Annotated in this window: 10 protein-coding genes; 6 read left to right on the top strand and 4 right to left on the bottom strand. The window is 65.2% G+C overall.

Annotated elements, in window-relative coordinates; genetic code table 11:
* Positions 1-26 precede the first annotated feature (26 nt).
* The 3 genes from ACI48I_RS09320 to ACI48I_RS09310 are packed head-to-tail and all read left to right on the top strand — an operon-like array spanning position 27 to position 4,691.
* Positions 27-920, top strand: coding sequence for an ABC transporter ATP-binding protein (locus ACI48I_RS09320; protein ID WP_193687166.1), 894 nt, complete (start codon positions 27-29; stop codon positions 918-920).
* A gap of 3 nt (positions 921-923) precedes the next feature.
* A complete protein-coding gene (locus ACI48I_RS09315; RefSeq protein ID WP_498574004.1) occupies positions 924-4,439 on the top strand; it encodes an ABC transporter permease in 3,516 nt (1,171 codons plus the stop codon).
* A gap of 51 nt (positions 4,440-4,490) precedes the next feature.
* Entirely contained in the window at positions 4,491-4,691 is a 201-nt protein-coding gene (locus ACI48I_RS09310; RefSeq protein WP_227496591.1) for an addiction module protein, read from the top strand.
* A 151-nt stretch (positions 4,692-4,842) separates the two neighbouring features.
* Here ACI48I_RS09310 and ACI48I_RS09305 read toward each other — a convergent pair whose 3' ends face one another.
* On the bottom strand, positions 4,843-7,521 hold the full coding sequence (locus ACI48I_RS09305) for a DNA topoisomerase III (RefSeq protein ID WP_193687169.1): 2,679 nt from the start codon (positions 7,519-7,521) through the stop codon (positions 4,843-4,845).
* Positions 7,522-7,904: 383 nt separating this feature from the next.
* Between ACI48I_RS09305 and ACI48I_RS09300 the strand changes: the two genes are divergently transcribed.
* From ACI48I_RS09300 to ACI48I_RS09290, 3 genes are all read left to right on the top strand, one after another.
* Complete coding sequence (locus ACI48I_RS09300; RefSeq protein ID WP_498574003.1) at positions 7,905-8,357, top strand: hypothetical protein; 453 nt, start codon at positions 7,905-7,907, stop codon at positions 8,355-8,357.
* A 102-nt stretch (positions 8,358-8,459) separates the two neighbouring features.
* On the top strand, positions 8,460-8,915 hold the full coding sequence (locus tag ACI48I_RS09295; RefSeq protein WP_193687171.1) for a MarR family winged helix-turn-helix transcriptional regulator: 456 nt from the start codon (positions 8,460-8,462) through the stop codon (positions 8,913-8,915).
* Between the two features lie 121 nt (positions 8,916-9,036).
* On the top strand, positions 9,037-9,462 hold the full coding sequence (locus tag ACI48I_RS09290) for an organic hydroperoxide resistance protein (protein WP_193687172.1): 426 nt from the start codon (positions 9,037-9,039) through the stop codon (positions 9,460-9,462).
* A 75-nt stretch (positions 9,463-9,537) separates the two neighbouring features.
* Here ACI48I_RS09290 and ACI48I_RS09285 read toward each other — a convergent pair whose 3' ends face one another.
* The 3 genes from ACI48I_RS09285 to ACI48I_RS09275 form a co-directional block, all read right to left on the bottom strand.
* Positions 9,538-10,002: a Smg family protein gene (locus ACI48I_RS09285; RefSeq protein WP_136223162.1), complete on the bottom strand. Its 465-nt coding sequence runs from the start codon at positions 10,000-10,002 to the stop codon at positions 9,538-9,540.
* Between the two features lie 169 nt (positions 10,003-10,171).
* Positions 10,172-11,323: a DNA-processing protein DprA gene (gene dprA / locus ACI48I_RS09280; RefSeq protein WP_498574002.1), complete on the bottom strand. Its 1,152-nt coding sequence runs from the start codon at positions 11,321-11,323 to the stop codon at positions 10,172-10,174.
* 7 nt (positions 11,324-11,330) lie between these two features.
* Positions 11,331-12,425, bottom strand: coding sequence for a LysM peptidoglycan-binding domain-containing protein (locus ACI48I_RS09275; RefSeq protein WP_498574001.1), 1,095 nt, complete (start codon positions 12,423-12,425; stop codon positions 11,331-11,333).
* Positions 12,426-12,621 lie beyond the last annotated feature (196 nt).

Raw genomic sequence — 12,621 nt, 5'->3', positions numbered from 1 at the left:
TTGCAAAGTATTCATCTGGAGTCCGCATGGAATTACGCATCCGCAATTTGTCCAAGACCTACGCCAACGGCGTGGTGGCGCTGGACAAGGTCACGCTGAACATCCCGCCCGGGATGTTCGGCCTGCTGGGGCCGAACGGCGCCGGCAAGTCGACCCTGATGCGCATCCTCGCCACACTGCAGGAATGCGATGCCGGCTCGGTCTTCCTGGACGATATCGACGTCCTCGACGAAAAGGACGAGGTGCGCCGCATGCTCGGCTACCTGCCTCAGGATTTCGGGGTCTACCCGCGCGTCACCGCCTATGAGCTGCTCGACCATTTCGCCCAGCTGAAAGGCATCGCGAACCGCAACCGGCGGCGCGAAGTCGTCGACGGCCTGCTCCAGCAAACGAATCTGTTCGAGGTGCGCCACCAGAAGCTGGGCACCTTCTCGGGCGGCATGCGCCAGCGTTTCGGCGTGGCGCAAGCCCTGATCGGGGACCCGCAGCTGATCATCGTCGACGAGCCGACCGCCGGCCTCGATCCGCAGGAGCGGGTGCGCTTCCACAACCTGCTGTCCGACATCGGCGCCGACAAGACGGTGCTGCTGTCGACCCACATCGTCTCGGACGTGGCCGACCTGTGCGCCAACATGGCGATCATTAACAAGGGCCACGTGCTGCTGTGCGGCGAACCGGCGCGCCTGATCGAGGGAATCGAAGAAAACATCTGGGCGCGCTTCGTCGACAAGGCCGACCTGCCGCTGTTCCAGAAGCAGCACACGGTGATCTCGACGCGCCTGCGCGCCGGGCGCACCCTGATCCATGTGTATGCCGAGGGCGACCCCGGCATGGGTTTCGAGGAAGCCCATGCCAGCCTGGAGGACGTCTATTTCGCCACCATCGCCGGCCGCCACAACTTCCAGGCCGGGAACTGCTGATCGATGGCAGCGCTTCTTTCCATTGCCCGGTTCGAGCTGCGCGGGCGCCTCAGGCAGGTATCGACCTGGGTCTGCTTCTTCGCCTTCCTCGCCCTGGCGATATTGTGGACGGCCGCCGCCGGCGGCGTGTTCAAGGATACCGTGGTCGCCTTCGGCTCGCGCGTGCTGATCGACGGCCCGCGCCAGGTGGCCTTGTCGACCGCCTTCCTCGGCTGTACGGCCGTGGTCGTGATCGCCGCCTTCATGGGGCGCGCCGTGCAGCAGGACTTCGAGCACGGCATGCACCATTTCTTCTTCAGCGCCCCGATCCCGAAATACGCCTATGTGTTCGGGCGCTTCCTCGGCGCCTGGGCGATCCTCGCCTTCGTGTTTGCAGCGATTCCGCTCGGGTCCTGGCTCGGCAGCCTGCTGCCGGGGATCGACCCCGACCGCGTCGGCGCAGCCGGGCCGCTGACCTATGTGCTGCCCTGGCTGCTGACGCTCTTGCCCAACCTGTTCATCTTCGGGGCGATCTTCTTCGTGCTGGCGGCGCTCACGCGGCGCATGCTGCCGGTGTATGTCGCCAGCATCGTGCTGATGGTGGGCTACACGATCGCACCCTCGATCGCGCGCGACTTCGACTATAAAACCTTGGCCGCGCTGATCGATCCCTTCGCCACCACGGCGCTGCTGCGCCTGACCGAATACTGGCCGATCGCCGAACGCAATGCGCGCCCGGTCCTGCTCGAGGGCGTGTATCTGGCCAACCGCCTGATCTGGTGCGGCTTCGGCCTGGCCGTGCTGCTGCTCGGTTACTGGCGCTTCCACCTGGTCGGTTTGCTCGAGTCGCGCAGCCTGGACCCGCGCGGCCCGAGCGAGGCGGCGCCGATCCTGTCACAGGCGGCGGTCAACACGCGCGAGCAACCGGACTTCGCGCGCCGCAGCCTGGTTGTGCTGCTGGCCAGGGAAGCGCTGCTGCACCTGCGCCAGTCGGTAGCCACGCTGCCCTTCGCGCTGATCGCCCTGGCCGGCATGGCCCTGATCGCGGTCGGCAGCTTCGACATCGGCCGCCTGCACGGCGCGCGCACCTATCCCGTGACCTGGCAGATGCTGGAACTGGTACGCGACGTGTTCTCGTGGTATATCGTGATCGTGACGGTCTTCTACGCCAGCCAGCTCGTATGGCGCGAGCGCGATGCGGGGACCAGCCAGCTGTTCGACGTGCTGCCGGTGCCGGGCTGGCTGGCGCCGCTCTCGAAGACCCTGGCGCTGGTCGCGATGCAGGCGCTGCTGCTGTTCCTGGCGATGCTCGCGGCGATGCTGTGCCAGCTGGTGCGCGGCTATTTCGCGCTCGAGCCGGGCCTGTACCTGCACACCCTGTTCACGATTTTGCTGCCGCAGTACGCACTGCTGGCGGTGCCGGCGATCGCGGTGCAGGCGTTCTGCAACCGCAAATACCTCGGCTATGCGGTGCTGGCGGCGCTCGGCGTGGCGGGCATCGCCCTGCGCGGACGCGGCCTCGACCACCTGCTGCTGCCCTACACGGGCTTCCCGCCGCTCGACTATTCGGGCATGAACGGCTATGGCTACGAGCTGCTGCGCGAACGGGTGCTGTCGCTGTACTGGGGCGGCCTGGCCCTGATCCTGCTGGTGGCCAGCGTGGTGCTGTGGCCGCGCGGCGTGAACGCCGAACTGCGCAGCCGCTGGCGCCTGGCGCGCCAGAACCTCACGCTGCCGATCCTCGGCGCCTTCGGCGCCGGCCTGCTCATCTTCGCCGGCACCGGCGCCCTGCTCTGGTACGAGCTGGACGTGGCGGGCAACTACCGCACCACGCACGCCGCCGAGGCACGCCGCGCCGCTTACGAAACCCTGTACCGGCGCTACGCCCGGCTGCCGCAGCCGGCGCTCACCACGGTCGACCTGCGCGTCGACCTCCATCCGCGCAGCCGCATCCTGGCGGTGCAGGGCCACTACCAGCTGCAGAACCGCGGCGCGGCGCCGCTGCTCGACGTGATCCTGTACCAGGAGCCGGGCGCCGACCTGGCGGCGCGCCTGTCGGAGCCGGCGACACTGGTCACGAGCGACCGCGAACGCGGCTTCTTCCACTATCGGCTGGCACGCCCGCTGATGCCGGGCGCGCGCCTGGCGCTCGCGTTCGAACTCAGCGCCGCGCCGGGCGGCCTGCTCGGCATCGGCAGCGACACGCCGGTGGCCACGAACGGCAGCTTCTTCACGAACGAGGCGCTGCCGCGCATCGGCTACCAGGCCGCGGTCGAGCTGGACGACGCGCGTGACCGCCGCCGCCACGGCCTGCCGCCGCGCGTGGCGCCGGCCGCCCCGCTGCCGCAGCAGATCGCCTTCAGCGCCATCGTCGGCACCTCCGTCGACCAGGTGGCGGTGGCGCCGGGCACGCTCGAGCGCGAGTGGATCGCCAATGAGCGGCGCTACTTCCATTACCGCTCCGACGGCGCCATCCCGAACGATTATGCGATCGCCTCGGCGCGCTATGCGGTGCGCCACGAGCGCTGGCAGGACGTCGCCATCGACGCCTATTTCGCGCCCGGGCACGAGGCGAATGTCGAACGGCTGCTGCGCGGGGCCAGCGCCGCCCTCGACTACGGCACCGGCCAGTTCGGGCCCTACGGCCAGCACGACCTGCGCCTGGTCGAGACGCCGCGCCGGAGCGGCAGGCCGCACGGCTTCCCGGGCATGCTCGCCCTGCCGGAACACGGCGCCTTCATCGCGCGCACCGACAGCAAGGCGAGCGGCAAGGACGCCGGCATCGATTATCCGCTCTACACGGCTGCCTGGAGCACCGCGCACCAGTGGTGGGCGCGCCAGCCGGGCGGCGCCCTGCTGGCGGACAGCCTGGCCGAATACACGGCGCTGATGGCGGTGCGCCGCAGCGCCGGGGCGTCCGCGATGCGGCGCTACCTGCGCGAGGACCTGCACTCCTACCTGATGGGCCGTGCGCTGGCCAGCCGCGAACGGCCGCTGGCCGACTACGTGGACGAGGTCTGGTTGCGCCGCAGCAAGGGCGGAATCGCGCTCTACCTGCTGCAGGATCTGCTGGGCGAAGAGCGGGTGAACGGCGTGCTGCGCAAGCTCGCCATGCAAGCCGGCCCCACCCCCGACATGGCGGCGCTGGCGGCGGCCCTGCGCGCGGTGGCGCCGGCCGACAAGGCCTACCTGGTGCACGACCTGTTCGAGGACATCGTGCTCTACGAGAACCGCGCCGACAGCGCCAGCGCGCGCCAGCTGGCCGATGGCAGGTACGAAGTGACGCTCCACGCCAGTGCGGCCAAGGTGCGCGCCGGGGCGCCGGTCGAACAGGACCTGCCGCTGGCCGACTACATCGAATTTGGCGTCGACGACCGCGCCGGCAACCCTTTGGCGCGCGAACGGCGCAAGGTCACCGGCCATGCACAGCGCATCGTCTTCGTCGTCGCCGCCCGCCCGGGCCGCGCCGGAATCGACCCTGACCACAAGCTGATCGACAAGAAGCCCACGGATAACATGGTTGTAGTCGACAACGGGTAAAAGTCGCGATATTATCGAGACACTATTACATTGAGGTTAAAGATGTCGACCATGCTTGCCGAAGTTTGCGAAAAAATTCAGCTCCTCAATGCCGAGGAAAAGCATGAGGTGCTGCGTGTCCTGTTGCAGGACATCGACGATCTTGCCGATGCGGACGCCGACGAGGCCTGGCGCGACGAAGTCGTGCGCCGGGTAAAGGCGATCCGCAACGGCGAGGCCGCGATCCGCGCCTTGCAGGACTGGCAGGAGTGAGCCGCGCAGTGGCGAACGCCGCGCCGGCACGCCGCGACACTTATCCGAATCGGGTAACTGTATAAACAATACAGGATAATCAGCACTCAGCGACAGACGAAAAAAAACCGCGACCCGGGGGCCGCGGTTTTTTTATGCCCGCTCGCCGGGCTTACTTCCTGGCGGCGGCGCGCTTGGCAGGCGGCTTGGCAGCCGTCCCTTTCGCGGCCGCTTTCTTCGCTGCCGGCTTGGCAGCCGCTTTCGTGGCTGCTTTCGCGGCCGGCTTCTTCGCCGCCTTCACCGCGGTCGCTGCGCCCTCGCCCTCGGCGCCATCGGCCTCGGCATCGTTTGCCGCCGCCTTCGGTTTAGCGCCCGGCTTGGCCTTGCGCTCCTCGAACTCGAAGCTGATCTTGCCGTCCTTGCCCCGCGTCAGGAAGGCCTTGAAGGAACGGCGGGTACGCTGCGACACGAAGCCCGGCAGCAAATCCGTCTTGCCGTCGTTGAGCAGTTTCGCCATCTGCTCAGGGAGGATCTCCTGCTGCAGGATGATACGGCCGCTGCGGAAGTCGCAGGTCTTCGGCTTGGCCACCTGGTTTTCGCAGACATAGGCCAGGCCCATTTCGTAGACCCCTGCATTGCACTTCGGGCAGGGTCCGAGCGGGGTCTGTCCGGTGAAGTCCACGCCCTCTCCCTCTTCGCCGTCGGCCGAATCCTGGCCGAAATCGAATTCGAGCTTGAAGTTCTTGATCTCCTCGTCGCGCACGATGCGCAGGATCGCGGCGAACGGACGGCCCATCTTCGAGCGGAAGCCCTGCAGCGGACCGATGGTGCGCTTTTCCAGCAGCTCTTCGACCTCGTTGATCTCGAACTGGCGGCTGCCCGGCGTCTTGCTCATCGAGAAGTCGCACTTGGTACAGGCGAAGCGGCGGTAGTTTTCCTTGACCACGCCGGCGCAGTTCGGGCACGGGGTTTTCAGCGTCGCGTACTCGCCCGGAATCGTGTCGTTGTCGTATTCCTTGGCGCGCTTGACGATGATTTGCGTCATCTGCGCAATTTCTCGCATGAACTCTTCGCGCGAAATCTTGCCCTTCTCCATCTGCGACAGCTTGTATTCCCACTCGCCGGTCAGTTCCGGCGCGGTGAGTTCGTTCACGCCCAGGCCGCGCAGCAAGGTCATCAGCTGCGATGCCTTGGCGGTCGGGATCAGCTCGCGCCCCTCGCGGATCAGGTATTTCTCGGTCAGCAGGCCCTCGATGATGGCCGCGCGCGTGGCCGGGGTGCCGAGACCCTTGCCGGCCATCGCATCGCGCAGCTCGTCCGAGTCGACCAGTTTACCGGCGCCTTCCATGGCCGACAGCAGCGTCGCTTCACTGTAGCGCGCAGGCGGCTTCGTCACCAGGCCGTTGGCAGTGATTTTATCCGTCAGTACCTTCTCGCCCTTCGCGACCGGGACCAGCGTAGCGCCGTCCTTGTCGTCGCCCGTGGTGTCCTTGCCATAGACGGCCAGCCAGCCCGGGTTGGTCATGACCTTGCCCTCGGTCTTGAACTGGTGGCCCGAGACTTCGGTGAAGCGGGTCGTGACCAGGAACTCGGCCGGCGGGAAGAAGACGGCCAGGAAGCGGCGCGTGACGAGGTCGTACAGCTTTTGTTCCGGCTCGGTCAGGTTCTTCGGGGCGACACCGGTCGGGATGATCGCGAAGTGATCCGAAATCTTCGTGTTGTCGAAAATGCGCTTGTTCGGCTTGACCCAGCCGTTCTTCGTCACCTGTTTGGCGAACTGGTTGTAGTTGTTCGTGTCGGCCAGCGCGTTCATCGTTTCCTTGACGGTCGCGATATAGTCTTCCGGCAGGTGGCGCGAGTCGGTACGCGGGTAGGTCAGCACCTTGTGCTTCTCGTACAGCGCCTGGGCCAGACCCAGGGTGTTCTTGGCCGAGAAGCCGAAGCGGCCGTTGGCCTCGCGCTGCAGGCTCGTCAGGTCGAACAGGGCCGGCGCCATCGAGGTGGTCGGCTTCGATTCCTCGGTGACGACGCCCTGCTTGCCGCGGCAGGCGGCGGCGATCGAGTCGGCGGCCGTCTTGCTCCACAGACGCTCCGGGCGCTTCTCCGGGTCGTTCTCGTCCTTCTTGAACTGCTGGTCGAGCCAGCGGCCTTCGTAGATGCCGGCGGCGCAGACGAACTCGGCGCGCACTTCCCAGTAGTCGCGCGGGACGAATTTCTTGATTTTTTCTTCGCGCTCGACCACGATCGACAGGGTCGGCGTCTGCACGCGGCCCACGGTCGTCAGGTAGAACCCGCCCTCCTTCGAGTTGAAGGCGGTCATGGCGCGGGTGCCGTTGATGCCGATCAGCCAGTCCGCTTCCGAACGGCAGCGCGCAGCGTCGGCCAGCGGCAGCATCTCTTCGTCGCTGCGCAGCTGCTTGAAACCTTCGCGGATCGCGTTGGCCGTCATCGACTGCAGCCACAGGCGTTTCACGGGCTGCTTCGCCTTCGCGTTCTGCGCGATCAGGCGGAAGATCAGTTCACCTTCGCGGCCCGCGTCACATGCGTTGATGAGGGTGGTGACGTCCTTGCGCTTGATGAGCTTGTTCAGCACTTTCAGGCGCGACTCGGTCTTTGGAATCGGGTTCAGCGCGAAATACGGCGGAATCATCGGCAGGTGGGTAAAACTCCACTTGCCGCGCTTGACGTCGTATTCCTCGGGCACGGCTATTTCCAGCAGGTGGCCGACGGCGGACGACAGGATGTATTCGTCGTTTTCGAAATACTCATCGTGCTTGGTGAAGCCGCCCAGCGTCTTCGCGATGTCGTTCGCGACAGACGGCTTCTCGGCGATGATGAGGGTTTTGGTCATAGGGTTTCTCGTCGTACTTATATATATGGTGTATTTGGCCTGCGCATCATACATGCTTTGGCGGCCGGGCCGGGCCGCAGCATCACGGCATCGCGGCACTAATGTCTTAGTAGTAACAGTCTTGAATGAGCGGCCAATGATAAGCGCGTTATCGCGCTGTTCGCAAGTAGGCTCTGCACCTTCCTTGTGCGGCGCGCCATCGGCCGCACGCTCGTGGCGCGCTTGCAACGACCGGATTTTCGCTCGTGCCACCCGGATATCTTGTCGGTGACGGTGGGCGCCTTCCTACATTGCCTCCACCATGATTCCGATACAAGCGGCGCCGCGCCGCGCGCATGATCGGCCTGTTGGCGCCCTCACGCGCCGTATCAGGAGGATCGACCATGAGCGACAAGCACAAAGGCATGGTGAACGAGCACGGCCGCAGCGTGCGGCGCGAAAAAATGGTGCCGGTGGCGCCGGAAAGCCAGCAGGGCAAATCGCCCGGCTCCGGCGCGGGCAACCGCCAGTCGGACGTGGGTCTGGGTACGCAGGCGGGCAGGATGGGGGCAAGCGACGCCGGTTCGCGCGGCGGGCCCGGTTCGCAGACCGGCGGACGCAGCGCACGCCAGCAAGCCCAGCGCATGCAGGCCCAGGCGGAGGCCGACCGGCTCGGTACCTCGATGCAGTCGGGCGCCGGTGGACTCGAGCAGAGACAGCATGCCGGTTCGAAAGAATCCGGGACGGCGCCGGGTTCGCTGCAGTCGGGCGGCGCCGGATCGGGCGGACGTGGGGGACCGGAGCAGCCTGCGTCGGATGCCGGTGCGGGGCTGGCGGGGACGGACAAGAAGCGCTGAGCAGGCAAAGCGCGTCCTGGCCGGAGCAGGAGGCCGGCCAGGGTATTTGCGTAAACAATAAAATCGCTTGCAATTGAATAGCGCGCGATCTAAACTGCGGACATGACAAGCAAATCCGCCAAGACCGACGCCCTGCTCCGCCTCGACAGCCAGCTGTGCTTCGCCCTATACTCGGCCAACCTGGCGATGACCAAGGTGTACCGGCGCCTGCTGGCCGACCTGGGCCTGACCTACCCGCAATACCTGGTGATGCTGGTGCTGTGGGAAGGCGACGGCATGACGGTCTCGAACCTGGGCGAGCGCCTGTTCCTCGACTCGGCCACGCTCACCCCGCTGCTCAAGCGCCTGCAGGCTGCAGGCCTGGTGCTGCGCGAACGCGGACTCGAGGACGAACGCCAGGTGCTGGTCAGCCTGACGGAGGAAGGACGCGCGCTGCGTACGAAAGCGCGGGCGGTGCCGGAAAACGCGTTTTGCGCGACGGGCTGCAAGCCGGAAGAATTGCAGGCGATGCGGCGCGACCTCGAGCAATTGCGCGCCAGCCTGGCGCAACACAGCTAAAGGCAGGTGTGGACGCATGCAGTGCAATAATGCGGGCATTTAGATAGCACGCGATTTAATCGACAGCGACCGATTTCGTGGTGCGGCGCTGCCCTCTCATCACCACGCTTTGGAGAAAAAGATGTCCCTCGAAAAAACCTTGTATGTCGCCCACGCAACCGCCACCGGTGGCCGTGATGGCCGTGCCGTATCGTCCGACGAGCAACTGAGCGTCGCACTGGCCACGCCGCGCGAACTCGGCGGCGCAGGCGGCGCCGGCACCAATCCGGAACAGCTGTTCGCGGCCGGCTATGCAGCTTGTTTCATCGGCGCATTGAAGTTCGTGGCGGCAAAAGAAAAAGTGGCGCTGCCGGCGGAGACGGCAATCACGGCCGACGTCGGCATCGGTCCCCTGCCGACCGGCTTCGGCATCGAAGTGACACTCAATGTCTCGGTTCCGGGCCTGGCGCGCGAGCTCGTCGAATCGCTGGTGGAGAAGGCCCACGTGGTGTGCCCGTACTCGAACGCAACGCGCGGCAACATCGATGTGACGCTGAATATTGCGTAATCAGCAGCGAAAACAAAATCAATAGCACAAACAAAAACTCCCGCAGTGCGGGAGTTTTTGTTTGTGCTTGTTCGATTAATGCAGCTGGCGCGGAATCTGTTCGTCGTCGGAGCCGAACAGGTCGTCGAAGATCAGTGCATCCGGTTCCTTGTTCTGGCTCCACATCATCATCAGCACGATGATCTTCAGCTTGCTCAGGGTAACGGGCGATTCGTCCACCGCGAGCGCACGCTCGATGACGATTTCGCGCTGCAAGGGCGTGAGCAGCTTGGCGCTTTCGAGGAACTGGATGAAACCGATCGCGGCGCTGCCGAGCTCGTTATATTCCTCGTCCACGTAGTAACGCGTGCCGGTAGAGGCGACCACGTCGGCCAGCTCTTCGCCCGCCATTTCAGTGAGACCCGTAAGCCAATCGATGGCCTCGCAGATCTCGAAGTCGTCGAAGCCGACGGCGGAGAGTTTGCGTGCCAATGCAGCCGGCTCGGGGCAGGCTTCGGGACGATAGTACGTCTCGTAGAGGTAGACCAGGATGTCGAACATAGTGACGCTACTGTAGCAGCTAAGCTCGTACAGGTACAAGCTTGCTGCGTGTGTGCGCATGCGGCGAACGGAAATCGTCGTTTTTCGGCCTTATCGGTTCATACAGGCTTGTAATTCATGTTCGAAAAAATGTCCCTGTTCAAGCATTTACCCAGGGCGAATGAAACGCTTATTGAACAAGCACGCGTTGCACTTTTCCTCCGGGAAGACGTTCGATCATGCCGGCCATTTCGAGTGCCAATAAACCCATGCTCAATTGACCGATACTGGTGCCGAGTCGTTCCAACAAGTCGTCGACAGCGAGCGCTTCGTGCCCCAGCTGCGCCAGCAAATCGGTGCAGTCCGTTTCGGTCGGCAAGGCGTTTGTTGCAGTCGTGTTTGCAGACGGCAGCGATGCAAGCGGCGACACCTGCATCGCCTCCAGCACTTCATCCACCGTTTCCACCAGCCGCGCACCATCGCGTATCAGCTTGTGGCAGCCCTTGGCCAGCGGCGCATGGATCGAGCCGGGCAAGGCGTAGACCTCGCGTCCCTGTTCGGCGGCCACGCGCGCGGTGATGAGGGAGCCCGATTGCGCCGCCGCTTCGATCACGAGCACGCCGATTGACAAGCCGCTGATGATCCGGTTGCGGCGCGGGAAATTGCCGCTGGTCGGAGGCGTGCCGAGCGCGTATTCGCTGACGATGCAGCCGTCGTTGGCAATGCGTTCGGCCAGTGCGCGATTGCGCGCCGGATAGAACAAGTCGGCGCCGGTGCCGACCACGGCAATCGTCGAACCCGCGCCGCGCAACCCGCCTTCATGCGCGGCGGCGTCGATGCCGAGTGCGAGGCCGGACACCACGCACACACCGGCGTTCGACAGTGCAGTCGCGAACGCCGCTGCATTCGCCTTTCCCTGTACGGTGGCATTGCGGCTGCCGACGATCGCCAGCGCCGGTCGCGCAAGCAGGTCGATGCGTCCTTGTATATAGAGCAGCAGGGGCGGATCGGGAATATTGGCGAGCGCCTGCGGATAGGCGGCATCGCCCAGCGCCAGCACGTGGTGCGAGGGAGTTTGCAGCCAGGCGAGCGTGGTGTCGATCAGGGCACGCGTCGTGCCTGATGGCGGCGCGCACAGGCTGCGCGCCAGGGCAGGACCGACGTGCCGGGCCAGCGCGGCGTGGCCGGCCTCGAAGATGGCGCGCGGCGAACCGAAGGCATCCAACAGCAGGTGTGCAGTGCGCAGTCCCACCCCGCGCGCGCCGTCGAGGCGCAGCCAGTCGCTCAGTTGCGTACCGGGTTGCTCGATGCGGCTGGCGGGGATGGGGTCCGTGTCCTGCACGGTGGATTTACTCCGGTGATTTCGCCACGTCGCCGACTTCCACTGGCGCCGTTACTTGCATGATCAGGCCGTACGAAACGCGCCCGAATACTCGGAAGATGAACAGGCTGCCATACTGTTCATCGGGAAGCTTCATCTTCGCGCGGCCGATTCCGAGGAAACCCCTCTTCCCTTCCGGATCGGCCACCGTCTTCCCGAAATGATAGAGCTGCAGCACCGAGCCGACATCGAGTCCGTCAATCGAACCACGGTTGACAGTGACGACCTGGCTCTGTCCGGCATAGCTGACGCCCGCGTAAATCGACATCACGCGCGCGTCGACCGGCGACTGCGGCGCATGCGGCACATAGTTGCGCACGGCCGGCGGCGGGGCCGGCAGCAGGCGGTCGCCGACGCCCATTTCGCTCACCGAGTTCGAAGCCGTCATGGTGTGCACGTCGACGCCGGGCGCGGCCGCTTTCACCAGTTTTACCGTACCGACATAGGCGGCCTCGTGCGCGAGCAGCGCGCCCGTCTGCGGATCGCGCAACGGGGCGCCCGGACGGAACACCTGGAATTCGGTTGCGCCCTGCAGATCGCCGCGCACATACACGCGGTCGCCCGTGCCCAGGTATAAATGACCCTCCTGGGAGGCGGCGATGCGCGGCGCGCCCGCCAGCGCATCCTTCTCGACGACGAGCGGCTGGGTCAGGTAAGGTTCGATCACACTGGCGGGGATGGCGTCGATGGCGCCGCGCTCCAGGCCTTCGCTGCGCACCTGCGGCGACAGGCGCAGCACGGGCACGCCTCCGCCGTCATCGCTGCCCGGCTTCGTCAGCGACAGGCGGCCGTGCACGCGGTCGAAATACACGATCTGGCCCGGATAAATCCAGTGCGGATTGCGGATTTCCTCGCGGTTCATGCCCCAGACCTGGGGCCAGCACCAGGGATGCTCGAGGAAGGCGCCGGAAATATCCCACAGGGTATCGCCCTTGACCACGCGGTGCTGGTCGGGCGCATTCGGCTTGAAGCTGCATTCGGCAGCCTGGACGGGGCCGGCCACGACACACGCGACGAGCGCCGCGGCTACAGCGCGGGTCACGACTGTGCTAAAATTTTTCATTGAAGACGTCCGTAAAGTGCGGCATTGACAACGGAATTGCTGGCGGTGTCCATCACTCGGCCAGCCACACGGCGCAAGAGACGGCATAGATTGCACTCCGGACCGCACGGCGGATCAGGAAGAGTTGCCCAACTGAATCAAATTCTGCACACAAATCCTCGAACTAGCAAGACAAACCGCGTCCTGTTTCCCCGGC

It is taken from the genome of Massilia sp. LXY-5 (genome assembly GCF_059801075.1).
Note: the sequence above shows the minus strand (reverse complement) of the source record. Positions and strands in the feature narration are given on the sequence as shown.

Coding starts and splice junctions, on each gene's coding strand:
- ACI48I_RS09320 (WP_193687166.1), top strand. CDS start 27: ATGGAATTACGCATCCGCAATTTGTCCAAGACCTACGCCAACGGCGTG.
- ACI48I_RS09315 (WP_498574004.1), top strand. CDS start 924: ATGGCAGCGCTTCTTTCCATTGCCCGGTTCGAGCTGCGCGGGCGCCTC.
- ACI48I_RS09310 (WP_227496591.1), top strand. CDS start 4,491: ATGCTTGCCGAAGTTTGCGAAAAAATTCAGCTCCTCAATGCCGAGGAA.
- ACI48I_RS09305 (WP_193687169.1), bottom strand. CDS start 7,521: ATGACCAAAACCCTCATCATCGCCGAGAAGCCGTCTGTCGCGAACGAC.
- ACI48I_RS09300 (WP_498574003.1), top strand. CDS start 7,905: ATGAGCGACAAGCACAAAGGCATGGTGAACGAGCACGGCCGCAGCGTG.
- ACI48I_RS09295 (WP_193687171.1), top strand. CDS start 8,460: ATGACAAGCAAATCCGCCAAGACCGACGCCCTGCTCCGCCTCGACAGC.
- ACI48I_RS09290 (WP_193687172.1), top strand. CDS start 9,037: ATGTCCCTCGAAAAAACCTTGTATGTCGCCCACGCAACCGCCACCGGT.
- ACI48I_RS09285 (WP_136223162.1), bottom strand. CDS start 10,002: ATGTTCGACATCCTGGTCTACCTCTACGAGACGTACTATCGTCCCGAA.
- ACI48I_RS09275 (WP_498574001.1), bottom strand. CDS start 12,425: ATGAAAAATTTTAGCACAGTCGTGACCCGCGCTGTAGCCGCGGCGCTC.